This window comes from Streptomyces sp. NPDC029138, from assembly GCF_055564375.1.
Genome location: NZ_JBVHWM010000001.1, coordinates 415935 through 439884 on the forward strand (window position 1 = coordinate 415935; position 23950 = coordinate 439884).

Consider the following 23950-nt stretch of genomic DNA (forward strand, 5'->3'; position numbering starts at 1 on the left):
CCCTGCCCCGCTCGCAGGGGGGCCGCACACTTCGCACCTCCCGGAAGGAACTCCACCCGCCATGGCCATGGACGCCATCTCCGTCATCCGCACCAAGCGGGACCGCGGTGAGCTGACCGACGAGCAGATCGACTGGGTCATCGACGCGTACACCCGGGGCGAGGTCGCCGACGAGCAGATGTCCGCGCTCGCCATGGCGATCCTGCTGAACGGCATGAACCGCCGCGAGATCGCCCGCTGGACCGCGGCCATGATCGCCTCCGGTGAGCGCATGGACTTCTCCTCGCTGTCCCGCCCGACGGCCGACAAGCACTCCACCGGCGGCGTCGGCGACAAGATCACCCTGCCGCTGGCCCCGCTCGTCGCGGCCTGCGGCGCGGCCGTCCCCCAGCTCTCCGGCCGGGGCCTCGGCCACACCGGCGGCACCCTGGACAAGCTGGAGTCGATCCCCGGCTGGCGCGCCCTGCTCTCCAACGAGGAGATGCTGAACGTCCTGGACGGTGTCGGTGCCGTGATCTGCGCGGCGGGCGACGGCCTGGCCCCGGCCGACAAGAAGCTCTACGCCCTGCGGGACGTCACCGGCACGGTCGAGGCGATCCCCCTGATCGCCTCCTCGATCATGTCGAAGAAGATCGCGGAGGGCACCGGCTCCCTGGTCCTGGACGTGAAGGTGGGCACGGGCGCCTTCATGAAGACGATCGAGGACGCCCGCGAGCTGGCGTCCACGATGGTCGGCCTCGGCACGGACCACGGCGTGAAGACGGTCGCGCTGCTGACGGACATGTCGACCCCGCTGGGCCTGACCGCGGGCAACGCCCTGGAGGTCCGCGAGTCGCTGGAGGTCCTGGCGGGCGGCGGCCCGGCGGACGTCGTGGAACTGACGCTGGCGCTGGCCCGCGAGATGCTGGACGCCGCCGGGGTGAAGGACGCCGACCCGGCGAAGGCCCTCGCCGACGGCTCGGCGATGGACGTCTGGCGCCGGATGATCGCGGCTCAGGGCGGCGACCCGGACGCGCCGCTGCCCACCGCGAAGGAGCAGCACGTCGTCAAGGCCCCGGCCTCCGGCGTCCTGACCCGCCTCGACGCGTACGACATCGGGGTCGGCGCCTGGCGCCTCGGCGCGGGCCGGGCCCGCAAGGAGGACCCGGTGCAGGCGGGCGCGGGCATCGAGCTGCACGCCAAGCCGGGCGACACGGTGACCGAGGGCCAGCCCCTGCTGACCCTGCACACGGACACCCCGGAGCGCTTCGCGTACGCGCTCCAGGCGGTGGAGGGCTCCTACGACATCGCGGCCCCGGGCACGGCTTTCCAGGCCACGCCGGTGGTGCGGGAACGTATCGCCTGACCTGGGCTTTCCTCATTCGGGTGAACGGGACCGGTGGACCCCCACCGGTCCCGTTCGGCATGCTGGGATCGGTGACGCAGCGATAGGAGACCGCCATGAGCGCACTCACCGTCAGCCAGGACTCCGACCAGAACTGGGACGACCTCGTCCGGTACTGGGAGGAGATGGAATGGCCCGAGGGCAGCAAGGTGGAGATCATCGAGGGGATCATCACCGTGTCACCTGCTCCCGCGTTTCGCCACAATGTGATCGCGGCCCGCATTCAGCGTCGCCTCTACTCCGTGATCCCCGAAGACTGGGAAATCTTCCAGACACTGGCCGTCGCCGTGCCGTCCCGACTGGGCATGCTCATCCCGGACCTGGTGGTGGCTCCGGTGCCGGAGCATCCTGAGTCGGACTCCCACATCCCCGCCGCCCTCGCCGAACTCGTCGTCGAGGTCACCTCCAAGTCCAACGCCGGCCACGATCGCGTCAGCAAGCCCGCCGCCTACGCCACCGCCGGTATCCCGCTGTACCTCCTGCTCGACCGCTGGGCCCCCGGAGGCCCCACCGCGACGCTCTACGGCGAGCCGAAGGGTGACGTCTACCGGGTCCTCAGGGCGGTCAAGTTCGGCGACCTCATCGAGCTGCCGGAGCCGTTCGGACTCACCTTCGACACGAGCGAGTTCCCGGTCGACTGATCCGGCGTCAGCCCAACACCGCCGCCACCCCCACCAGCACCGGTACCGACACCACCGTCGACAGCAGGATCGACTCGCGGGCCAGGGACTCGGCCACCCGGTAGCGGCTGGCGTAGGTGTAGAGGTTCTGGGCGCCCGGGAGGGCCGCGGTCACCACCACGTCCAGCAGAGGGGCGCCGTGCAGGCCGAAGACGCACCGGGCCAGCACCCACGCCACCAGCGGCTGGCCCAGTGACTTCAGCGCGACGGACAGCAGGACCAGGTGACCGTCCCGTCCCCGGCCGGGCGCCGGGCTGCCGTGCAGCGACATGCCGAAGACCAGCAGGGCCGCCGGGACGGACATGTTGCCGATCAGGGTCAGGGGGTTCAGCAGCGGACCGGGCAGGTGCCGGCCCGCCGCCGACACCACCACACCCGACAGCGAGCCCACCGCGACCGGATTCCGCAGCGGAGTCAGCAGGCGCAGCCACACCGTGCCCTTCTCGCCGCTGCCGGACAGATCCAGGACCGTGAGGGCGACCGGTGTGACCAGGACGACCTGGAACAGCAGCACCGGCGCCACCAGGGACGCGTCGCCCAGCACGTACGCGGCGATAGGGATGCCCAGGTTGCCCGAGTTGACGTAACCGGAGCACAGCGCGCCGATCGTCGTACGGCCCATCCCCCAGCGTCGTACCGCCCCGACCGCCACGAAGACCCCGGCGACCACGGCCGTACTGAGCGCCGTCACGAGTAGACGGCCGGAGAAGAGGACCGACAGGTCGGCACGTGCGAGGGTCGTGAAGAGGAGCGCCGGACCGGCCACCGTGAAGGCCAGCCGTGTCAGGACCTCGCCGCCGTGCCCGCCGAGCGTCCCGCGCCGCCCGAGCACATAGCCCACCCCGATGACGACCGCGATCACCGCGAACCCGCTCAGCACACCCGCCACAGGGCCAACCCTGCGAGCAGGCAGGGGCACGGGTCAATGTGATCTCCGCCGGCCGGGACACAGCGTGAGCCCGCGCCCCCGATGAGTTCCGCCCGCCCCCGCGGTCTACCGCACGTGGATGCCGAGACCCCCGCCGTGCTGGTGCTGCCCGGACCCGTTCGCCGGGACGACGTACCGGGGCTGTGTGCCGACCTGCGGGCGCTGCTGGAGGCCGGCGGGGCCGGAGTGGTCGTCTGTGACGTGGGCGGACTCGGGCCGCCGGGACTGGCGGCCGTCGACCTGCTGGCCCGGCTGGAGCTGACCGCCCGCCGGGCCGGCGGGCGGATACGGCTGCGGGACCCCGACCCCGCGCTACACGCCCTTCTCGACCTCGTCGGACTCCGCTTCCAGGTGGAGGGGCAGGCCGAAGAGCGGGAACCAGCGCTGGGTGTCGAGGAAGCAGTGGAAACCGGTGATCCGGCCGTCTGAGATCTCCAGCACCTGCACCGCCCACGGACTGAACCCGCCGTTGTCCGGGTCCGGCTTGTAGTGCGCGAAGCCCGGCAGGCCGTTGGCCTGGACCGCCAGCAGCCGGGAACCGGCGCAGGAGGCGCCCAGCGTGGTCATGAAGCCGGTGATGTCCGCGGTGCCGCGCAGCCACAGGTCGAACGGCGGCATCGTCATGATGGCGTCCTCGTGCAGCAGCGCCGTCAGCGCCGTCATGTCATAGCCCTCGAACGCCTTGACGTAACGCTCCAGCAGCTTCTGCTGCTCCTCGTCCAGCGGATCGGACACCGCCCCCTCGGCGCCCGCGTCCCCGCGCTCCGCCAGCGTGGCCCGGGCCCGCTGCAAGGCGCTGTTCACCGACGCGACCGTGGTGTCCAGCAGCTCGGCCACCTCGCTCGCCTTCCAGGCCAGCACCTCGCGCAGGATCAGCACCGCCCGCTGCTTGGGCGGCAGCTGCTGGAGGGCCGCCATGAAGGCGAGCCGGACCGACTCCTTGGCGACCGCCGCCTCCGCCGGGTCCTCCACGGTCGGCAGCACGCGCGCGTCCGGCATCGGCTCCAGCCAGGTGTTGTCCGGGCGCGGCGACAGCGCCGCCCGCGCGAGCGGGGTCGCCTCCGACAGGTCCATCGGCCGGGCCCGCTTGCCGCCCGCCGTCAGCATGTCCAGGCACACGTTCGTCGCGATCCGGTACAGCCACGAGCGCAGGCTGGAACGGCCCTCGAACTTCTCGTAGCTCCGCCAGGCCCGCACCAGGGTGTCCTGCACCGCGTCCTCGGCCTCGAAGGACGAACCGAGCATCCGATAGCAGTACCCGGTCAGCTCGGTCCGGTGCTTCTCCAGTGCGACGTCGAGATCCGCCGTCGCCGTGCTGTTGCCCATCGTCCACCCACCCCTGTGGCCGTCCCTGTAGCGCGCCTTCGCGCCCCAGCACTTGGGAAGCTACCGCAGCCCACTGACAATGGCCCCCGGAGTGGGAAAAGGCCCAGCTCACAGCGGTTGCTTCAGGAAGCTGAGCGGCGTGCGCGACTCAGTGCGCGCCCACCGGCTCCCGCCGGGCCGCCACCCGGGCCGCCCGCGAGCCCAGGACGGTGATCGTGACGACACCGAGGACCGCGAGGAGGCCGACACCGACCGTGCCCGCCCAGCCGTTCGCGTGGAAGGCCAGCGCGCCGACCGTACTGCCGACGCTGGAGCCGATGTAGTACGCGGACTGGTACAGCGCCGACGCCTGGGCCCGGCCGTGCGTGGCCGTCTTGCTGACCGCCGAGGAAGCCACCGCGTGCCCCGCGAAGAAGCCCGCCGTGATCAGCACCAGGCCCGCCAGGACCAGCACCAGGGAGGCGGTCAGGGACAGCAGCAGACCGGCCGCCGTCGTACCGCCCGCCAGATACAGCGCGCCCCGGCGGCCGAACCGGCCCACCAGCCGGCCCGCGGCCGACGCGGAGACCGTACCCACCAGGTAGACCAGGAAGATCGAGCCCACGATGCCCTGCGGCAGCCCGAACGGCGCCGCCGTCAGCCGGTAGCCGATCACCGTGTAGACACCGCCGAACACGGTCATGAACAGCGCGCCGATCGCGTACAGGCGACGCAGCAGCGGATCGGAGAGGTGGCCGCGCACGGTGTCGAGCAGGACCCGCGGGCGCAGCGAACCCGCCGTGAAGTGCCGCGGGGCCGGCAGCAGCAGCCGGAACGCCACCGCGCAGGCGACCGCGAGCGCGCCGATCACCCCGACCGACACCCGCCAGCCCCACTCCTGCGCGACCCAGCCGGTGATCACCCGGCCGCTCATGCCGCCCACGCTGTTGCCCGCGACGAACAGCCCGATCGCCGTGACCAGCGCCTTCGGCCGCACCTCCTCCGCAAGGTACGCCTGCGCCGAGGCCGGCAGCCCGGCCAGCGCCGCGCCCTGCACCGCCCGCAGCACCACCAGCGCGCCGAGCGACGGCGCGAAGGGCACCAGCATGCCGACCGTGACGGCGACGGCCAGCGAGGCCGTCATCACCGTACGGCGGCCGAACCGCTCCGACAGTGCGCTCATCGGCAGCACGAACAGCGCCAGCCCACCGGTCGCGGCGGCCACGGTCCAGCTCGCCTCGCTCGCCGCGACCCCGAACTCCCCGGAGATCAGCGGCAGCAGGGCCTGGGTGGAGTAGAGCAGGGCGAAGGTCGCGACTCCGGCGAGGAAGAGGGCGAGGCTCATCCGGCGGTAGCCGGGGCCGCCCGGGGTCAGCCGGGAGTCGGAGTCGGAGGTACGGACGGGCGGAACGGCGCCCACGCTGGTGGACGCCCCGGTACTGGCGGGAGACATGCCTCGACCGTAGGCACGGCCCCTCTCATGCGTCCAATGCATGGAATCGCCATAATCGTTCCCATGGCGCATCAGCAAAGCTCACAGGCGCGACTGTCACCGTCCAGTGACACAGAAGACATGGCGCTGTTGCTCGCGCCCCGCCTCGCGTACTTCGCCGGCGTGGCCCGCACCGAGCACGTCACCCGGGCCGCCCACGAGCTGAACGTCCCGCAGTCCACCCTGTCCCGTGCGATGGTCCGCCTGGAGCAGGACCTGGGCGTCGACCTGTTCGCCCGCCACGGCCGCACGGTCTCCCTGACCACCGCGGGCCGTACCTTCCTCGCCTCCGTCGAGCGGGCCCTCGCCGAGATCGAACGCGCCGCCGAGGAGGTCCGCGCGGACGCCGACCCGGCCACGGGCAAGGTCGCCTTCGGCTTCCTGCACACCATGGGCGCCGAAACCGTGCCCGGCCTGCTGCACGCCTTCCGCGCCGACCACCCGCGCGTCCGCTTCAGCCTCGTCCAGAACTACGGTGAGGCCATGCTGGAGCGGCTGCGCGCCGGCGAACTGGACCTCTGTCTCACCTCACCCGTCCCCGACGCCCCCGACCTGGTCGCCCGTCGCCTGGACGAGCAGAAACTCCGCCTGGTCGTCCCCGCGGACCACCGCCTGGCGGCCCGCCGCCGCATCCGCCTGGCCGAGGCGTCCGACGAAACGTTCGTCACCCTGGAACCGGGCTACGGCCTGCGCCGCATCACGGACGACCTCTGCCGCGAGGCCGGCTTCAAGCCCCGCGTCGCCTTCGAGGGCGAAGAGGCGGAGACCCTGCGGGGCCTGGTGGCGGCGGGCCTGGGGGTGGCGCTCCTGCCCCCGCCGACGGTCCCGCGCCCGGGCGTGGTGGAACTGACGGTCACGGCCCCGAAGGCGGCCCGTGAAATCGGCGTGGCCTGGCTGGCGGACCGCCCGGACACCCCGCCGGTGGCCGCCTTCAAGAAGTTCCTGCTCTCGAGAAGGGGCAACTTGCTGCCCGCCTAGGGGCGGCCCCCGACCCCTACCGCTTCAACGACCGGCCGAACCCCGCGGCCAACGGCATCCGCAGGCCGATCGGCGGCGGTGCGGCCAGCGCGTCCTCCACCGGGCGGGACACGGAGTGCCCGAACAGCGCGCCCATCACGAAATCCACCGTCAGACACAGCACTTCATCGCGGTGCCCGTGCAGCCCGTGTCCGTCGGAGTGCACTTCGAACCGGCACACCTCCCGGTTCGCCTTCTTCGCCCGCGCCGCGAACCGGAACGACAGCTCGGGATCGGTCCGTTCGTCGTTCGTGCCGTGCGCGATCAGCACCCGGCGCCCCGCCAGCTGCTTCACCGGCTCGACCGGCGCGGCGACGTCCTCCTCCGGCAGCCAGGGGGCCAGCGCCACCACGGAGTTGACCGCCTCGTGCCCACCGGCCCGGAGTGCCGCGCGTCCGCCCATGTCCACGCCGACCAGGCACACGGGAACGTCCCCGTACCGTCGTACGACCTCGTCGACGGCCCACTCGGCATCCGCCGCCGGATGGGCCTCGCTGCCGTTCCAGCCGCGGTAGCGGTACTGCACGGGATGGACGGCCAGCCCCTCGCCCCGGCCCGCGCGGGCGAGCGCGCGGCCCAGGGAGCGGATGAGGGTCATCGCCCGGACAGGGGACGGCCGGCGGACGGAGACCTCCTCCCCGCCGGGGAGCAGCAGCACCGCTCCGCTCACCGACGTCGGCTCCGCACCGACTGCCTTCCCCAGCCCGGCCGTTCGGCCCGGCGACGCTTGCTGTCCCATGGCAGAACAGTGTCAGAAGGCGCGGTGTACGAAACCCGTACGCGCGGTCACCGTTGCGTATCGACGGAAAAGCGCCGGAAAACCGCTGTCGCGGGCACCCGGCGCTCTACGCGCGTAGGAGTTAGAGTGCGGAAATGACGAGCCAGACCGCACCGACCGGGAACGCCCCCACCGCGGACCAGATCCGCCGGGCGCCCAAGGTACTGCTGCACGATCATCTCGACGGCGGGCTCCGCCCGGGTACCGTCGTCGACCTCGCCCGGGAGACCGGGTACGCCGACCTTCCCGAGACCGATCCCGACAAGCTGGGCATCTGGTTCCAGGAGGCCGCCGACTCCGGTTCGCTGGAACGGTATCTGGAGACCTTCCGGCACACCGTCGGCGTGCTCCAGACCAAGGAGGCCCTGGTCCGGGTCGCCCGGGAGTGTGCCGAGGACCTCGCCGAGGACGGGGTCGTCTACGCCGAGGTGCGGTACGCACCCGAGCAGCACCTCGACCGGGGGCTGACCCTGGAGGAGGTCGTCGAAGCCGTCAACGAGGGGTTCCGGCAGGGGGAGCGGCTCGCCCGCGAGAACGGTCACCGCATCCGGGTCGGCGCCCTGCTGACCGCCATGCGGCACGCGGCCCGCTCCCTGGAGATCGCCGAACTCGCCAACCGCTACCGGGACTCGGGTGTGGTCGGCTTCGACATCGCCGGCGCCGAGGCCGGCTACCCGCCCACCCGGCACCTGGACGCCTTCGAATACCTCAAGCGCGAGAACAACCACTTCACCATCCATGCCGGCGAGGCCTTCGGACTGCCGTCCATCTGGCAGGCGCTCCAGTGGTGCGGCGCCGACCGGCTCGGACACGGAGTGCGGATCATCGACGACATCGAGGTCCGCGAGGACGGCTCGGTGAAACTGGGCCGGCTCGCCTCCTATGTGCGGGACAAGCGGATTCCGCTGGAGCTGTGCCCCAGCTCCAACCTCCAGACCGGGGCCGCCCCCTCCTACGCCGAGCACCCCATCGGGCTGCTGCGCCGGCTGCACTTCCGGGCCACCGTGAACACCGACAACCGGCTGATGTCGCACACCACCATGAGCCGGGAATTCGAGCACCTCGTCGAGGCGTTCGGTTACACGCTCGACGACCTACAGTGGTTCTCCGTCAATGCGATGAAATCAGCGTTCATTCCTTTCGATGAACGACTCGCGATGATCAATGACGTCATCAAGCCCGGATATGCCGAGCTGAAATCCGAATGGTTGTTCCGGCAGACCGCGTCTACCAGCGGTTCTGGCGGTTCCGAGGGGTAGTGGCCGGGTGTCTGCCGGTACGGAATGCGGGCGCATTCTCACAAGGCGTCCGCATTTCGGTGTTTGCGGCGGACGGCCGGGGATGTTTACGGTCGTGGACCGCTCAGATCGTTTGTGATCTCCCGCCTCCGCATGCAAGGACGCATTCACCATGAAGCAGTCTGCTGCCAAGACCCTCGGTGTCGCCGCCCTCGGCGCCGCTTTCGCCGCCGCCGGTGCGGGCGCGGCCGACGCGGCCCCGGCCAGCCCGGACGCCGGTCAGACGCTGAACACCGTCACCAAGATGCTGCCGCCCGGGCAGATCATCGAGGCGCTGCCGGACAGCGGTGCCGTGAAGACGGTGAAGCCCGTGGCCAAGCGGGGTGTCGCCGCGGCGGTGCCGGTCGCCGCCAAGGGCGCGGCCGCCGCGCAGCCTGCCGTCGAGAGCGTCCTCGCCGAGGGTCCGACCAGGCCGGTCGCCGGCCTGCTCGGCGGGATGCCGTTGCAGGGGCTGCCCACGCACGGGGTGCCGATCAACGGTATCCCGGTCGGTTGAGCCCGGCTTCCGTCCGACGCGCGCGGGGCGCTCCGGTACGTCCGGACGCGCCCCTGTGGCGTGCCCGGGCCCGGGTCCGTTCCCGGGCTCACCAGGCGGTGCGGGCCTTGTCCTCGGACGGCAGCAGCAGCCACAGCGCTATGTAGAGCAGGAACTGCGGGCCCGGCAGCAGGCAGGACACCAGGAAGATCACCCGCATCGTCGTGGCCGAGGTGCCGAAGCGCCGGGCCAGTCCGGCGCAGACTCCGCCGATCACGCGGCCGTGGGTGGGGCGGGCAAGGGCGGTCATGTCGGCTCCTCCGTGGTCGTCGGCTCGCTCACGAGCCGGTGGCGGGCCCCGTGCGGGGCCCCTCAACTGCCTTCAACGGTACGGAGACGAAGGGGACGAAGCATCACTCTAAGGGGCGATCCCGACCCTGGGAATCGTCGGGGTACGGCCCTGAGACAGCTCCTCCTGGACAGTGACCGCCGGTTCGGCCGCGCCGGGTTCCCGCGCCTCCCGGCGCCGCAGCCGGGCGCGGGCCGCCGGTACGACGGCCAGGTGGGCCAGGACGACACCCGCCGTGTTCAGCAGCAGCGAGTCGACGTCCACGACCCTGCCCGGCACGCCGGTCTGCAACAGGGCGATGCCGAGGGAGACGAGGGCGCCGGCCGCGGCCGTACGGATCAGGGACGCGACCGGGGAGACGGTGAGCCTGCCGTGCGTCATCGGGAGCAGCACGCCCAGCGGGGCCAGCAGCGCGAGTCCCTCGCCGAGGGGTCTGACCGCATGGGGCCAGCCCAGCGCCAGGTCGGCCCGGATGCCGGCCAGGGGGCGCAGGTTCGGGGGCATCACCCAGGGGACGTCCAGGGGGCGCAGCATCAGCCAGGCGACGAGGGCGAGATGTGCGACGAGGAGGACACCTCCTGTCACACGGATGCGGATCGCGGCGCTGCCGCCGATGGAGCCTTGACGCTGCACGACCCCCTAGACGCGGGGGTGGGGCCGATTGGTTCCGCAGTGAAAACGTTTTGGCTTGTGTGCCGTGTGCGGTGGCTGGGTGCCGACAGGTGCTGGGTGCTCTTGTGGGCCGGGGGTGGGCGCAGCGGCCCGACTGCCCGCAGCTGGGCAGCGCCCCGAAGGGGCGCGGGGAACTGCGCGAGCGGCCACGGCGGACCCGCGGTCGGGCGACGGGCGGAAGCCCCACGGTGGGGGTCCGCCGCGCCGCCGAAGCCAGGCGCAGCCCCACGGTGGGGGCTCGCCGCGCCGCCGAAGCCAGGCGCAGCCGTTACGTCCCCGGTACCCCGCTGGACGGCGGCTGTGTGGTGCCCGGGTGGTCGCGGACCTCGTCGGTGCATGCGTAGCGGCGGAGGGGGTCCGGGCCGGGGCCGGCCAGGATGACCGAGCCGTCGTCCTCCGTCGCCGCCGAGTCGGACAGGGTGCACACCACCTGGGCCAGGGCGTAGGACGTGAGCCGCGACGGCGCCGTGCTGAGCCGGAGCGTGTCCTCGGGGTCCCTGGGGCCGGGCCCGCTCACCCGGAGCCCGCCCGGCACGTACGTCGTATAGCCCGCGGAGCGCTCCGCGGCGGACGGCGACGTGGCCAGCTGGTCCAGCAGCCCCTGCGCCACGATGACGCGGCGCCGGGCGTCCGGCGTGCCCTCCGGGACCCGCACGGTCCGGTCGACGGCGACCAGGGACGCCCCGCACAGCAGGAACACCTGCACCGGCACCCCGCGCGAGGACTGCGCGGACACATCGGGCCCGGCCAGCGAGCACGGCACCCGGGACGGCGCCGGCCCGAAGTCGGTCGGCACCTCCGTGGCCCGGATGCCGCAGCCGGTGAGCAGCGCGCCCAGGAGGGGCAGCGCCAGCAGGCGTCGTACGGTCATGACCCCTCCTTCCCCGAGCTGTCTTGGCCGGTGTCGCCGCCGTCGGTGTCCTCGCCGTCCTCCTCGGTCAGCCGCGAGGCGTCCCGTGGCAGCCGGAGCGTGAACACCGCGCCGCCGTCCGGGGAGTTGGCGGCGGTGATCTCGCCGCCGTGGATGTGGGCGTTCTCCAGGGCGATGGACAGGCCGAGTCCGCTGCCCTCGGAGCGCGGCCGGGAGGCGCTCGCCTTGTAGAAGCGGTCGAAGACGTGCGGGAGGACGTCCTCAGGGATGCCGGGCCCGTGGTCGCGGACCTGGATCTCGATCGAGTCGTCCGCCTCCCGGACCGACACCCGCACCGGCGACCCGCCGTGCTTGAGGGCGTTGCCGATCAGGTTGGCGAGGATGACGTCCAGGCGGCGCGGGTCCAGCTGGGCGTGGATGCCGCGCTCGGCGTCCAGCTCGACGGCGTCCAGCCAGGCGCGGGCGTCGATGCACGCGGTGATCTGGTCGGCGATGTCGACGTCGTCCAGGACCAGCCGGGCGGTGCCCGCGTCGAAGCGGGTGACCTCCATCAGGTTCTCGACGAGGTCGTTGAGCCGCCGGGTCTCGCTGACCACCAGCCGGACGGCGGGCTCGATCATCGGGTCCATGCTCCCGGTCTCCGCCTCCAGCTCCTCCTCCAGCACCTCCGTGACGGCGGTGATGGCGGTGAGCGGCGTCCGCAGCTCATGGCTCATGTCGGCCACGAAGCGGCGCGAGGCGTCGTCCCGGGCGGCCATCTCCGCGACCCGCTGCTCCAGCGCCTCGGCCGCGTTGTTGAACGTCCGGGACAGATCGGCGAGTTCGTCGGTGCCGGACACCCGCAGCCGGGTGTCCAGTCTGCCCTCGCCGAGCCGCCGCGCGGCCACGCCGAGCCGGTGCACCGGCTTCAGCACGGTCGTGGCGGCGGCCTGCGCGAGCAGCGCGGCGCCGATCAGCGCGAGTCCGGTGGCGATGCCCAGCGACCAGGCCAGCGAGTTGAGGTCCTTCGCCTCCGGCTCCAGGGACTTCGCCATGTACCCGGTCGGACCGCCGCCGATCACGCGCGTACCGGCCACGAGGTACGGCGTGCCGTGGTCCACGACCCGCTGCCAGTACAGGTGGTACGGCTCCTTGTTGGAGTCGGTCACCTTCTGCCGCTTGGTCACGGCCGCGCGCAGCGACTCGGGGACGTCCTCCAGCGCGAAGCCGTTGATGCCGCCCGAGTTGCCGTACACGGTCTTGCCGTCGGAGTCCTGGGCGACCAGGAGCACGCTGAAGCGCTGGCTGCTGGCGGCCATCTGGCCCGCCGCGCGCTGCAACTGGTCCTGCGTCGGATGCTCGGGCAGCGCGCCCGCGCGGTTCTGCATCTCCTGCCGGAAGTCGCGCAGCACCGCGTCCTGGGCGCGGGTGAGCACGGCCTCCCGGTTGAGCCAGTAGGCGATGCCGGACGCCGACACGGCGGCCGTGAGGGCCACCAGTCCGAAGACGACGACCAGTCGCAGCCTGAGGCTGGTGAACCTGAGCCGCGACAGACTTCCCCTGCGCCCCGCGGCCCAGCCGCGCAGCCCCCCTTGCGTATCGGTCACTGAGGGGCGTCCAGGCGGTAGCCGACACCACGCACGGTACGGATCAACGTCGGCGACGACGGCACGTCCTCGACCTTCGCGCGCAGCCGCTGCACACACGCGTCGACCAGGCGCGAGTCACCGAGATAGTCGTGTTCCCACACCAGCCGCAGCAACTGCTGCCGGGACAGCGCCTGACCGGGCCGCCGGCTCAGCTCCAGCAGCAGCCGCAGCTCGGTCGGGGTCAGCTGGAGATCCTCGCCGTTCTTCGTGACGGTCATCGCCGACCGGTCGATGACGAGGTTGCCGAAGGTCGCCGAGTCGCTGGACTCGCGCTCCCCGCGCCGCAGCACGGCCCGGATGCGGGCGTCCAGCACCCGTCCCTGCACCGGCTTGACGACATAGTCGTCGGCGCCGGACTCCAGGCCGACCACGACGTCGATGTCGTCGCTGCGCGCGGTCAGCAGGATGATCGGCAGCTGGTCCGTGCGCCGGATGCGCCGGCACACCTCGAACCCGTCGATGCCGGGCAGCATCACGTCCAGCACGATGAGGTCCGGCCGCTGCTCGCGCAGCAGCTTCAGACCGTCCTCGCCGCTGGCAGCGGTGGCCACCCGGTGTCCCTGGCGCGTCAGGGAGAGTTCCAGGGCCGTACGGATGGCGTCGTCGTCCTCGATCAGCAACAGGGAAGGCACGGGCTCATTCTGGCCCATGGAGGGGTCGCCGTACGACCTGCCGGCACCAGGCCTTCCGTAACGCCACCACCTGTGCGCGGTGTGTGACCTCCATGGGTGGGAGCCCTGTGACAGGTCTGTGACAGTCGGCAGACACGGCCATGAAGTCACCCCGGCAGTCTTTTGGGCACGGGCAAGGCCGCCGGCCGGAACCAGCCCGGGCAGGACCGAGTCACCGGAAGTCCACGACGGGGAGCGCGAGATGAACACGCTGCACAGCATCAGCACCAGCGCAGTGGTCACGCGTCTGCACGACGTGCACCGGGGCAACGAGAAGTCCGGTGCTGTGAGCGGGCGGGGGTGCGCTCGCGGCACCGGGCGTCAGCACACCGCGTACATGGCGGTGGTTGACGCACGGGGGGAGGCTCACGGGGGAGCCGCGTACAGGGAGGACTCGGGGGAGCGCCGTTCGCTGACCGAGGCGGAGTTCACCGCCTACGTCCAGGAGCGCCGCGCCTCCCTGTACGCCACCGCCTACCACCTGACCGGCGACCGCTTCGAGGCCGAGGACCTGCTCCAGAGCGCGCTGTTCTCGACGTACAAGGCGTGGGACCGGATCAGCGACAAGGCCGCGGTCGGCGGATACCTCCGCCGCACCATGACCAACCTGCACATCAGCGCCTGGCGGCGCCGCAAGCTGAACGAGTACCCGACCGAGGAACTGCCGGAGACGCCCGGCGAGACGGACGCGATGCGCGGCACCGAGCTGCGCGCGGTCCTGTGGCAGGCGCTGGCCCGGCTGCCCGAACTCCAGCGCACCATGCTGGTCCTGCGCTACTACGAGGGCCGCACGGACCCGGAGATCGCGGAGATCCTCGGCATCAGCGTCGGCACGGTGAAGTCCAGCATCTGGCGCTCGCTGCGCCGGCTGCGCGAGGACGAGGTCCTCAGCTTCGGCCGTGACGAGGAGGACGCCTTCGGCGAACTGGTCGCCTGAGGTCAGGGGGGACAACGGGGGAAGAACGGGGGGCCACTGGGGGGTGGACCTTCGGGGGAAAACGGGGGAAACGGGGGAAACGGGGGCAGTAACGGGAGCGGGGCTGGTGGGCCGGGGGGCCTACCAGCCCCTTTCTCCGTCCCGTCGGTACGAGGCTCCTGCGAGCGCTACGCCACCGTCCGCTGCCGTACCTGCCGGCCCGCCGCCGCTGCCGCGAGCCGGCCCAGCGCCTCGTCCCGGTCGCAGGGGTGCGCGCCGAGCGACACCTGGCGGGCGACGATCGACCGCTCCGAGCGCATCAGCCGCCAGCCGCGGCGCAGCAGGAACGGCACCGACTTACGGCCTTCCTTCAGATCGCGCAGGAAGCGCCGCCGGAAGGTGGTGACCGGGCCCCGGGACAGGCACAGCGCGTCCGCGAGCAGGCCGCGTTCCCGGCAGCGCTCGACGATCTCCGCGGCGAAGATGCCCTCCGCGATGAACAGCGGGGTACGGCCGATGTGCAGCGTCTCCTCGCCGGTACGGGCGCTCAGCGAGATGTCGTACACCGGCACCGGCGTCGACCCCGTGGCGCACAGCCGGGCGATGGCCTCGACCGCGACGTCCGCGTCCCACGACTCCGGGTGGTCCCAGTCGATGTCCGAACTCCCCTCCACCAGGGGCAGAGTCGGGTCGTCACCCTCCTTGTAGAAGTCGTCCAGGCGCAGCACGGGGAGCCCGGAACGGGCGGCGACGAGTGACTTGCCCGAGCCCGAGGGGCCGCACAGCAGCACGACACGGGCGGGAGACGGAGGATGAAGGCTCACGGAACACCAGTTTGACGCATGGGGGGCGCCCTGCCGACCTCGCGGGTCGGCTTTTGAGCGTGAGTCTCGCCTCAACTACCCTACGTGTCGACATCATTACCCTGCGCACCAGAAGGTGGCACCAGCGATGGCCCGACACACCTCCTCCCAGCACTCCGCCGCGCAGCGCGCCCTGATCGTCCTCGCGACCGCCGGAGCGGCGCTGGGCGCGGGGGCGGCGACGGCGTCCGCCGACTCGATCCCCGGCGTGGGCCTCAACTACCGCCCCGCGAACCTCGGCAACGTCGACCCGCAGGCGGGTACGCGTGCCCTGACCGGGATGGTGGGTTACGTGACCGGTCCGGTCGCCGGACTCAAGCCCAACCCGCTCGCGGGCACGGGCGTGGACCCGCTCGACAACGGCGTGGGCACCCAACTGGCCGACTTCAAGCCGGTCGGCTCCCAGATGCTGACCCGCCCCGTCGCCCAGGCGCCGTCACTGGGCAGCGTCCCGGTGCTGGGACAGGGCCTCGGAGCCCTGAGCCACTGAGAGCGCCCCGAAAGGGGCGCGGGGAACTGCGCGACAAGCCGCCACGAACCCGCGGCCGGCGAATCACAGCAGTTCCCCACCCGGACCCCGTCGGTGAGAGGGCCCCGTCGGTGAGAGGGCCCCGTCAGTAAGAGGACCCCGCCGCGCCCAGCGCCCCCGTCGGATGCCACACCGTCTTCGTCTCCAGGAACGCCGTCATCCGATCGATCCCCGGAGTCTCGAAGTAATCCACAGCCTGTGGACGAAGCACCCGCTTCAGATTGTCGGCCGCCGCGATCTCCAGCTCCTTCGCCAGCACCTCGTCCGCGCCCGCGAGGTCGATCGCGTTCACGTCCTGGTGCGCGGCCAGCGGCGCCGCGATCTCCGCAGTGCGGCCGGACAGGACGTTGACGACACCACCCGGGACGTCGGAGGTGGCCAGCACCTCGCCCAGGGACAGGGCCGGCAGCGGGGCCTTCTCGGAGGCGATCACGACCGCCGTGTTGCCGGTGGCGATCACGGGGGCCACGACCGACACCAGGCCCAGGAAGGACGACTCCTGCGGGGCCAGGACGGCGACCACGCCGGTCGGCTCGGGGGAGGAGAGATTGAAGTACGGGCCCGCGACCGGGTTGGCGCCGCCGATCACCTGGGCGATCTTGTCGGTCCAGCCCGCGTACCAGACCCAGCGGTCGATCGTCGCGTCCACGACGGCCGCCGCCTTCGACTTCGACAGGCTCTCCGCGTCGGCCACCTCTCGGACGAACTGCTCCTTGCGACCCTCCAGCATCTCCGCGACGCGGTAGAGGACCTGGCCGCGGTTGTAGGCGGTCGCGCCGGACCAGCCGCCGAACGCCTTGCGCGCGGCCACGACCGCGTCACGGGCGTCCTTGCGGGAGGAGAGGGGTGCGTTGGCCAGCCAGTTGCCCTTCGAGTCCTGCACCTCGTACACCCGGCCGCTCTCGGAACGCGGGAACTTCCCGCCGACGTACAGCTTGTAGGTCTTGAACACACTGAGTCGGTCAGACATCGAGGTACGCCTCCAGGCCGTGGCGGCCGCCCTCGCGGCCGAAGCCCGACTCCTTGTAGCCGCCGAACGGCGAGGTCGGGTCGAACTTGTTGAACGTGTTGGACCAGACGACACCGGCGCGCAGCTTGTTCGCGACGGCCAGGATGCGCGAGCCCTTCTCGGTCCAGATGCCGGCCGAGAGCCCGTACTGGGTGTTGTTGGCCTTGGCGACGGCCTCGTCGGGCGTACGGAAGGTGAGGACCGACAGCACCGGGCCGAAGATCTCGTCGCGGGCGATGGTGTGCGCCTGGGTGACGTTCGTGAACAGCGTCGGGGCGAACCAGTAGCCGGACGAGGGGAGTTCGCAGGCCGGGGACCAGCGCTCGGCGCCCTCCGCCTCGCCCTGCGTGGCCAGCGCGGTGATCCGGGCCAGCTGCTCGGCGGAGTTGATGGCGCCGATGTCGGTGTTCTTGTCCAGCGGGTCGCCGAGGCGGAGGGTGGACAGGCGGCGCTTGAGGGAGTCCAGCAGCTCGTCCTGGATCGACTCCTGGACCAGGAGGCGGGAGCCCGCGCAGCAGACCTGGCCCTGGTTGAAGAAGATGCCGGTCACGATGCCCTCGACGGCCTGGTCGATCGGCGCGTCGTCGAAGACGATGTTGGCGCCCTTGCCGCCCAGTTCGAGGGTGAGCTTCTTGCGGGTGCCGGCGACCGTGCGGGCGATCTCCTTGCCGACGGCCGTGGAGCCCGTGAAGGCGACCTTGTTCACGTCCGGGTGCGCGACGAGCGCGGCGCCCGTGTCGCCGTAGCCCGGGAGGATGTTGACGACACCCTTGGGCAGGCCGGCCTGGCGGCAGATGTCCGCGAAGAACAGGGCGGACAGGGGCGTGGTCTCGGCGGGCTTCAGAACGACCGTGTTGCCGGTCGCGAGGGCCGGGGCGATCTTCCACGCCAGCATCAGCAGCGGGAAGTTCCACGGGATGACCTGGCCGGCCACGCCCAGCGGCTTGGGGTCCGGGCCGAAGCCCGCGTGGCCGAGCTTGTCGGCCCAGCCCGCGTAGTAGAAGAAGTGCGCGGCGACCAGCGGGAGGTCCGCGTCGCGGGTCTCCTTGATCGGCTTGCCGTTGTCCAGCGTCTCCAGGACCGCCAGCTCACGGCTGCGCTCCTGGATGATCCGGGCGATGCGGAACAGGTACTTGGCGCGCTCGGAGCCGGGCAGCGCGGACCACTTCTCGAACGCCTTGCGGGCGGCCTTGACGGCACGGTCGACGTCCTCGGAACCGGCCTGGGCGACCTCGGCGAGGACCTCCTCGGTCGACGGCGAGACCGTCTTGAAGACCTTGCCGTCGGCGGCCTCCGTGAACTCGCCGTCGATGAACAGGCCGTACGAGGCGGCGATGTCGACGACCGAGCGGGACTCGGGCGCGGGTGCGTACTCGAATGCGGATGCCATGGGGATCAGTCCACCGTCACGTAGTCGGGGCCGGAGTAGCGGCCGGTCGCCAGCTTCTGGCGCTGCATCAGCAGGTCGTTCAGGAGCGAGGAGGCGCCGAAGCGGAACCAGTGGTTGTCCAGCCAGTCCGCGCCGGCGGTCTCGTTGACCAGGACCAGGAACTTGATCGCGTCCTTGCTGGTACGGATGCCACCGGCGGGCTTCACGCCGACCTGGACGCCGGTCTGGGCCCGGAAGTCGCGGACCGCCTCCAGCATGAGGAGGGTGTTCGCGGGCGTGGCGTTGACGGCGACCTTGCCCGTCGACGTCTTGATGAAGTCGGCGCCGGCCAGCATGCCGAGCCAGGAGGCGCGGCGGATGTTGTCGTACGTCGACAGCTCACCGGTCTCGAAGATGACCTTCAGGCGGGCGCTCGTCCCGCAGGCCTCCTTCACGGCGACGATCTCGTCGTACACCTTCAGGTACTTGCCGGCGAGGAACGCGCCCCGGTCGATGACCATGTCGATCTCGTCGGCGCCGGCGGCGACGGCGTCACGGACGTCGGCCAGCTTCACGTCGAGCGCGGCGCGGCCGGCCGGGAAGGCGGTGGCGACCGAGGCGACCTTGACGCCGGAGCCGGCGACGGCCTCCTTGGCGACGGCCACCATGTCGGGGTAGACGCAGACCGCGGCCGTGGTCGGGGTCGTACGGTCCGTGGGGTCGGGGTGGACCGCCTTGGCGCCGAGCGCCCGGACCTTGCCCGGGGTGTCCGCGCCTTCCAGCGTCGTCAGGTCGACCATCGAGATGGCGAGGTCGATGGCGTACGCCTTCGCGGTGGTCTTGATGGAACGGGTGCCGAGGGACGCGGCGCGCGCCTCCAGGCCGACCGCGTCGACGCCGGGCAGCCCGTGGAGGAAGCGGCGCAGCGAGCTGTCGGACGCGGTGACGTCAGCGAGAGCGTGAGCTGTGGGTGCGGTAGTGGGCATGGTCACCAGACGAGCATATCTACGCGCGTAGCGGCTGTACACCCCCGGTGCTCGTATCGGGACACCCTCGGTGCTCGTGTCGGGACACCCTCGGTGCTCGTGCCGTGCTGTAGCGGGGCGCGAGATCACGGATGAGCGCCGGTTCACGGGCCCGTGGCCGCACCACGGGTGGTGTCGTGCAGAATCGGGGCCATGACCACCCCGGACCACCCGTCACCCGCGTCACAGCCTCCGGCGCCCGCCGCCAAGGACCGGATCTATCGCTCGCCCCTGGGGCTCGTGGGCGGCGCGCTGCTGCTCCTGGTCGTCCTCTGGCTGGGCTTCGACGCCCTGGTCAAGGGCCATGGCCGGACCCCGTGGCTGGCGCTGGCCGGGATGATCCTGATCGTGCCGCTGGTGCTCGCCTTCACGCTCCGCCCGGCGGTGTTCGCCAACGAGGACCGGCTGCGCGTCCGCAACCCGTTCCGGGTGATCACCCTGCCCTGGGGCGAGATCTCCGGCCTGCGCTCCGGCTACTCCAACGAGGTCGTCGCCAAGTCCGGCACGAAGTACCAGCTGTGGGCCGTCCCCGTCTCGCTGCGGGCCCGCAAGAAGGCGGTCCGCCGGCAGCAGCGGGCGGCGGCGGACGCGGCCCGGGGCGTGACCCCGGGCAGCAGGGGCGGGGGGCTCGCACCGAGCGGCCTCGGCCTCGGCGGGTTCAGCCTGCGCGGCGCGGACGCCGGGCCGGCCCGCGCGGAGAGCGACCAGATCATGGCCGACCTGGGAGAAATCCTGGAGCGGCGCGGGGAGGCCGAGTCGGCGCAGGGCGAGATCACCGTGCGCTGGGCGTACGAGGTGGCCGCGCCGGCGGTTGCCGGAGCGGTGCTGCTGGCGATCTTGCTGGCTGTGGGCTGAGGGGCGTCGGGGGCCCTCTGCGATTGCTTACGGGGGCTGGGGCCCGGGCAGGCTGACGGGGTGCTTCTCGGTGCCGGGGGTGTGCTCATGGGTGTGCAGCGGGGGCTCGGGAGGTCCGCCGCTCTGGGAGACGGCGGGTCTCGGTGCCGGCGTGGGTGCGGGTGAGTGGCGGTCCGGCGCTGTGACCGAGGGTGGTCCCGGTGTTCTTCGATCTTGGGGCTGAGGGGCGTGTTCCCGGGCCCGGCGACCTGCCGGCCGGGCGGCTCGGCTTTTTCACGGTGGCGCCCGGGCTGCTCACAGCCGGGGCCGGGACGTTCGGCGCGGCCGTCCCGGCGGCGGGTGGCCGTCGTGGTGGCCGGCAGCCGCGGGGCCCAACCGTTCGCCGCTGTCGAGTGTCTGGAATGTGATGAGTACGCCCCCCGGACGGCCGTTGCCGTCGTCGTTGCCCGTTTCCGCCGTGCCCGCCGACTGCCCCTCCTGGAGCGGTGAGCACGTCCGCCGCTGGCTCGGCGCCGTGCCGCCGCGCTGGGTGCCGCTGCCCTCGCGGACCGGGCACCTGCTGGCGGCTGCTGCCGCCGCCGCGGGGATCACGGGACTGCTGGCGCTGCCCGCCGGATGGCGCCCGTGGGCGGCGGCCCTGCTGGCGCTGCACGGGCTGTGGCTGTGCGCGCGCCCGGAGATCGTGCCGGTGTCGGCGCCCGTGCTGGCGGTGCTGCTGGTCGTGCTGCGGCCCGGGAGGCTGTGGCCGGTCGCCGTGATCGTCCTGGCGTCGGTCTGGGCGGTGGCCGTACTGCGGCTGGTGTGGCGGCGCCGGCAGCGGGAGCGGGCCCGGGAGGCGGCCGGCGGGATGACCGCTCCGCCGCCGGACGCGGACCGGCCCCTGCCGCGCGGCCGGTTCCTCATCGTCTGCGGCGGACTGCTGCTCGCGCTCGGACTCGGTGCCGTCGCCGTCCTCCCGGCCCACGGCCCGGACCCGGGCGAGGGGGCGTGGGCACTGCCCGCGCTCGCCTGGCTGGTGGCGGGTCAGGGGCTGACCACGCTCGTCTCCGGGCTGCTGGGCCGCCGCCGGGCCGTCGCCCTGCGCGCGGCGCCGGCGCCCGTGCTCCGGGTGCTCGTGCGCGAGGGCGCCCACGGCGACACCGAGGTCCTCGCCGCCGACGACACGGCCGGGCTGCGTCCCCTGTTCCGCGTCGCCGTCACCGAGGTCCAGGACGCCACGCCCGACGACCAGGAGGAGGAAGAGCTGGACGCGTTCCTGGAGCGGATCGACCGGGAGGAGCCGGGGCCGCTGCGGGAGGCCGTGCTGTACGGCGTGCCCTGCGACGGCGCCGAGATCCTGCTGGTCACGGCCGCCGAGAAGGCGGACGCGCCGCCGGTGCCGGAACGGTCGTCAGGCCCCGTGCGGCCGTTGTCCGAGGCGTCGGTACGGCGGGCCCTGGCCGGGGAGAAGCGCCGGGCGGCGTCCGCGGAGCTGCGCCGGTCGGCCGGCGAGGCCGTCGCCCGGGAGACGGCCGGCGCGGCCCCGGCGGGCATACGGCAGTGGCGGGCGGGCCCGCTGGACCGGCTCCGCGCGCTGCTGCTGGCGCTGTGGGGCGGCGGCCTCCTCTGGGCGGAGTCCGGCGGGTGGCGCTTCGCGCTCGGGGCCGTCGTCGGGTTCGCCGGGGTGCTCTTGCTGCCCCACTGGGTCGCCTGGCGGATCACGGCGGACCGGGAGGGGCTGTGGTTCAACGGGCTGCGCGGCCCCCGGCACATCCCCTGGGACGAGATCAGGGCCGTCACGTGCAAGGGCAGCGAGCTGAAGGTGGACAGCCGGCGGGCCTCCTTCACGCCCTGGTCGGCGACCGCACCCCGCTGGCCGTGGCTGGAGCGCCGGTTCGGACTCCGGCATCCGTACGAGCGGATCGCCGGCGAGATCACCGCGCTGTGGCGCGACCCCGGGCTGCGCCCGTCCGTACCCGCCGACGACAGCCGCCGGGGCCGGCCGCAGTGGCCCCTGGCGCTGGCGCTCGCGGCCGGCTGGACGGCGGCCCTGCTGTTCCTGTCGTGAGGACGGTCGGCAGGGCCCCGGGCCTCAGATGCCGGCAGCCGCCGACAGGTCACGCTTGACGGCCGTCAGCAGCTCGGTCGCGCGGGTGCGGGCGGCCGGCAGGCCGGCGTGCGCGGAGACCGGTACGACGACCTCCAGGTAGCACTTCAGCTTCGGCTCGGTGCCGCTCGGGCGGACGATGACCCGGGCGCCGTCGAGGGTGTAGCGCAGGCCGTCCGTGGGCGGCAGCTTCTCCGTGCCCCGGGTCAGGTCCTCGGCGCGGGTGATGGGCAGGCCGGCCAGCTCGGTCGGCGGCTGCTCGCGCAGGCGGCGCATCGCGTCCGCGATCAGCGAGAGGTCCTTCACCCGCACCGACAGCTGGTCGGTGGCGTGCAGGCCGTGCTCCACGGCGAGGTCGTCGAGCAGGTCGAGGAGGGTACGGCCCTCCTCCTTCAGCACGGACGCCAGCTCGGTGATCAGCAGCGCGGCGGTGATGCCGTCCTTGTCGCGCACGCCCTCCGGGTCCACGCAGTAGCCGAGGGCCTCCTCGTAGCCGTAGCGCAGGCCCTCGACGCGGGCGATCCACTTGAAGCCGGTCAGGGTCTCCTCGTACGGCAGCCCCGCCTTCTCGGCGATCCGGCCGAGCAGGGAGGAGGAGACGATCGACTCCGCGAAGGTGCCCTGGGCGCCGCGGCGGACGAGGTGGGCGGCGAGCAGGGCGCCGACCTCGTCGCCGCGCAGCATCCGCCAGTCGCCGCCGTCCTTCACGGCCACCGCGCAGCGGTCCGCGTCGGGGTCGTTGGCGATCACCAGGTCCGGGTCGGTGGCGCGGGCCCGCGCGAACGCCAGGTCCATCGCGCCCGGCTCCTCCGGGTTCGGGAAGGCGACCGTCGGGAAGTCCGGGTCCGGGTCGGCCTGCTCGGCGACCAGCACCGGCTCGGGGAAGCCGGCGCGGGCGAAGGCGGCCAGCAGGACGTCCCGGCCGACGCCGTGCATCGCCGTGTAGACCGTGCGGGCGGTGCGGGGGGAGGCGGGGTCCAGTACGGCGTCCGTGCGGGCGAGGTAGGCGTCCAGGACCGACTCGTCCAGGGTTTCCCAGCCGCTCTCCGGGCGCGGTACGTCGTGCAGGGAGGCGATCGCGTCGATCTCGGCGGCGATCTCCGCGTCGGCGGGCGGCACGATCTGGGAGCCGTCGCCGAGGTAGACCTTGTAGCCGTTGTCGCGGGGCGGGTTGTGGCTGGCGGTGACCTCCACGCCCGCGACCGCGCCCAGGTGCCTTATGGCGAAGGCCAGGACGGGGGTGGGCAGCGGGCGGGGGAGTACGGCCGCGCGCAGGCCGGCGCCGGTCATCACGGCGGCGGTGTCCCGGGCGAAGTCGGCGGACTTGTGGCGGGCGTCGTAGCCGATGACGACGAGTCCGCCGGGGTGGCCGTTCTTCTTCAGGTACGCGGCGAGGCCGGCGGCGGCGCGGATGACGACGCCGCGGTTCATGCGCATGGGGCCGGCGCCCAGCTCGCCTCGCAGGCCGGCGGTGCCGAACTGGAGTGTGCCGGAGAAACGGGCCGACAGTTCCTCGACGTCGCCGGCGTCGATCAGCTCGGCCAGTTCGTCGCGGGTCTCCCGGTCCGGGTCCTCGGCGAGCCAGGCCTTGGCCCGGGCGATGAGATCGTCGTGCACCTTGGGATCAACCTCTCCTGTGTTTGCCTGGTCCAACTGGGGGCTCCGCCCCCGGACCCCTGTCCTTCGCCCACCCCCACCCGACTCGGTCGGCTGAAGGCGGACGAACGGCCGGCCGCCGACGCCCCCTGGG

At 72.5% G+C, this 23950-nt stretch carries 24 protein-coding genes; 10 read left to right on the forward strand and 14 right to left on the reverse strand.

Features of this window, described 5'->3' with window-relative positions:
* The first annotated feature begins 67 nt into the window (after positions 1-67).
* On the forward strand, positions 68-1345 hold the full coding sequence (locus ACZ4WH_RS01930; RefSeq protein WP_468175573.1) for a thymidine phosphorylase: 1278 nt from the start codon (positions 68-70) through the stop codon (positions 1343-1345).
* A 95-nt stretch (positions 1346-1440) separates the two neighbouring features.
* On the forward strand, positions 1441-2025 hold the full coding sequence (locus tag ACZ4WH_RS01935; RefSeq protein ID WP_468175374.1) for a Uma2 family endonuclease: 585 nt from the start codon (positions 1441-1443) through the stop codon (positions 2023-2025).
* A 7-nt stretch (positions 2026-2032) separates the two neighbouring features.
* Here the strand turns inward: ACZ4WH_RS01935 and ACZ4WH_RS01940 are convergent, their stop codons facing one another.
* Positions 2033-2953: an AEC family transporter gene (locus tag ACZ4WH_RS01940; protein WP_468175377.1), complete on the reverse strand. Its 921-nt coding sequence runs from the start codon at positions 2951-2953 to the stop codon at positions 2033-2035.
* An 81-nt stretch (positions 2954-3034) separates the two neighbouring features.
* On the opposite strand from ACZ4WH_RS01940, the gene ACZ4WH_RS01945 reads away from it, so the two are divergent.
* A complete protein-coding gene (locus tag ACZ4WH_RS01945) occupies positions 3035-3421 on the forward strand; it encodes an STAS domain-containing protein (RefSeq protein ID WP_468175380.1) in 387 nt (128 codons plus the stop codon).
* Here the strand turns inward: ACZ4WH_RS01945 and ACZ4WH_RS01950 are convergent.
* The gene (locus tag ACZ4WH_RS01950) at positions 3305-4318 is read right to left on the reverse strand and encodes a sigma-70 family RNA polymerase sigma factor (protein ID WP_468175383.1); all 1014 of its coding nucleotides are present in this window, start codon (positions 4316-4318) and stop codon (positions 3305-3307) included. The two genes, ACZ4WH_RS01945 and ACZ4WH_RS01950, sit on opposite strands and share 117 nt — an antisense overlap.
* A gap of 148 nt (positions 4319-4466) precedes the next feature.
* Positions 4467-5750, reverse strand: coding sequence for an MFS transporter (locus tag ACZ4WH_RS01955; protein ID WP_468175386.1), 1284 nt, complete (start codon positions 5748-5750; stop codon positions 4467-4469).
* A gap of 63 nt (positions 5751-5813) precedes the next feature.
* On the opposite strand from ACZ4WH_RS01955, the gene ACZ4WH_RS01960 reads away from it, so the two are divergent.
* Entirely contained in the window at positions 5814-6767 is a 954-nt protein-coding gene (locus ACZ4WH_RS01960) for a LysR family transcriptional regulator (RefSeq protein WP_468175389.1), read from the forward strand.
* A 16-nt stretch (positions 6768-6783) separates the two neighbouring features.
* On the opposite strand, the gene ACZ4WH_RS01965 is transcribed toward ACZ4WH_RS01960, so the two are convergent.
* Complete coding sequence (locus tag ACZ4WH_RS01965) at positions 6784-7545, reverse strand: dienelactone hydrolase family protein (RefSeq protein ID WP_468175392.1); 762 nt, start codon at positions 7543-7545, stop codon at positions 6784-6786.
* A 134-nt stretch (positions 7546-7679) separates the two neighbouring features.
* Between ACZ4WH_RS01965 and ACZ4WH_RS01970 the strand changes: the two genes are divergently transcribed.
* Together ACZ4WH_RS01970 and ACZ4WH_RS01975 are read left to right on the forward strand one after the other, a co-directional pair.
* Entirely contained in the window at positions 7680-8843 is a 1164-nt protein-coding gene (locus tag ACZ4WH_RS01970; protein WP_468175395.1) for an adenosine deaminase, read from the forward strand.
* Positions 8844-8994: 151 nt separating this feature from the next.
* A complete protein-coding gene (locus ACZ4WH_RS01975; protein WP_468175398.1) occupies positions 8995-9378 on the forward strand; it encodes an ATP-binding protein in 384 nt (127 codons plus the stop codon).
* Positions 9379-9466: 88 nt separating this feature from the next.
* On the opposite strand, the gene ACZ4WH_RS01980 is transcribed toward ACZ4WH_RS01975, so the two are convergent.
* The 5 genes from ACZ4WH_RS01980 to afsQ1 form a co-directional block, all read right to left on the reverse strand.
* Positions 9467-9667 carry a PspC domain-containing protein gene (locus tag ACZ4WH_RS01980; protein ID WP_189817805.1) on the reverse strand — a complete coding sequence of 67 codons (201 nt, stop codon included), beginning with the start codon at positions 9665-9667 and terminating at the stop codon, positions 9467-9469.
* 108 nt (positions 9668-9775) lie between these two features.
* Positions 9776-10339 carry a VanZ family protein gene (locus ACZ4WH_RS01985; RefSeq protein ID WP_468175402.1) on the reverse strand — a complete coding sequence of 188 codons (564 nt, stop codon included), beginning with the start codon at positions 10337-10339 and terminating at the stop codon, positions 9776-9778.
* Between the two features lie 307 nt (positions 10340-10646).
* Positions 10647-11249 (reverse strand): hypothetical protein, encoded by a 603-nt coding sequence (locus tag ACZ4WH_RS01990; protein ID WP_468175405.1) that lies wholly within the window; start codon positions 11247-11249, stop codon positions 10647-10649.
* On the reverse strand, positions 11246-12835 hold the full coding sequence (locus ACZ4WH_RS01995) for an ATP-binding protein (protein WP_468175408.1): 1590 nt from the start codon (positions 12833-12835) through the stop codon (positions 11246-11248). Before ACZ4WH_RS01995 ends, ACZ4WH_RS01990 begins: the two co-directional genes overlap by 4 nt.
* The gene (gene afsQ1, locus ACZ4WH_RS02000) at positions 12832-13509 is read right to left on the reverse strand and encodes a two-component system response regulator AfsQ1 (protein WP_106980762.1); all 678 of its coding nucleotides are present in this window, start codon (positions 13507-13509) and stop codon (positions 12832-12834) included. The genes ACZ4WH_RS01995 and afsQ1 overlap by 4 nt, the downstream gene beginning before the upstream one ends.
* Positions 13510-13750: 241 nt before the next feature.
* Between afsQ1 and ACZ4WH_RS02005 the strand changes: the two genes are divergently transcribed.
* Positions 13751-14485: a SigE family RNA polymerase sigma factor gene (locus tag ACZ4WH_RS02005; RefSeq protein ID WP_468175412.1), complete on the forward strand. Its 735-nt coding sequence runs from the start codon at positions 13751-13753 to the stop codon at positions 14483-14485.
* Between the two features lie 167 nt (positions 14486-14652).
* Here ACZ4WH_RS02005 and ACZ4WH_RS02010 read toward each other — a convergent pair whose 3' ends face one another.
* On the reverse strand, positions 14653-15288 hold the full coding sequence (locus ACZ4WH_RS02010) for a uridine kinase family protein (protein ID WP_468175415.1): 636 nt from the start codon (positions 15286-15288) through the stop codon (positions 14653-14655).
* A 127-nt stretch (positions 15289-15415) separates the two neighbouring features.
* Between ACZ4WH_RS02010 and ACZ4WH_RS02015 the strand changes: the two genes are divergently transcribed.
* Positions 15416-15817, forward strand: coding sequence for a hypothetical protein (locus tag ACZ4WH_RS02015; protein ID WP_468175418.1), 402 nt, complete (start codon positions 15416-15418; stop codon positions 15815-15817).
* A 124-nt stretch (positions 15818-15941) separates the two neighbouring features.
* Here ACZ4WH_RS02015 and ACZ4WH_RS02020 read toward each other — a convergent pair whose 3' ends face one another.
* Genes ACZ4WH_RS02020 through deoC form a run of 3 tightly spaced genes read right to left on the reverse strand, consistent with a single transcriptional unit; the run spans position 15942 to position 19220 of the window.
* Entirely contained in the window at positions 15942-16826 is an 885-nt protein-coding gene (locus ACZ4WH_RS02020; RefSeq protein ID WP_468175421.1) for an aldehyde dehydrogenase family protein, read from the reverse strand.
* A complete protein-coding gene (locus ACZ4WH_RS02025; RefSeq protein ID WP_468175424.1) occupies positions 16819-18255 on the reverse strand; it encodes an aldehyde dehydrogenase family protein in 1437 nt (478 codons plus the stop codon). The genes ACZ4WH_RS02020 and ACZ4WH_RS02025 overlap by 8 nt, the downstream gene beginning before the upstream one ends.
* A 5-nt stretch (positions 18256-18260) precedes the next feature.
* Complete coding sequence (gene deoC / locus ACZ4WH_RS02030; protein WP_468175576.1) at positions 18261-19220, reverse strand: deoxyribose-phosphate aldolase; 960 nt, start codon at positions 19218-19220, stop codon at positions 18261-18263.
* A gap of 192 nt (positions 19221-19412) precedes the next feature.
* On the opposite strand from deoC, the gene ACZ4WH_RS02035 reads away from it, so the two are divergent.
* A complete protein-coding gene (locus ACZ4WH_RS02035) occupies positions 19413-20114 on the forward strand; it encodes a PH domain-containing protein (protein WP_468175427.1) in 702 nt (233 codons plus the stop codon).
* Between the two features lie 406 nt (positions 20115-20520).
* Positions 20521-22161 (forward strand): hypothetical protein, encoded by a 1641-nt coding sequence (locus ACZ4WH_RS02040; protein ID WP_468175430.1) that lies wholly within the window; start codon positions 20521-20523, stop codon positions 22159-22161.
* 24 nt (positions 22162-22185) lie between these two features.
* Here the strand turns inward: ACZ4WH_RS02040 and ACZ4WH_RS02045 are convergent, their stop codons facing one another.
* Complete coding sequence (locus ACZ4WH_RS02045; RefSeq protein WP_468175433.1) at positions 22186-23817, reverse strand: phospho-sugar mutase; 1632 nt, start codon at positions 23815-23817, stop codon at positions 22186-22188.
* Positions 23818-23950 lie beyond the last annotated feature (133 nt).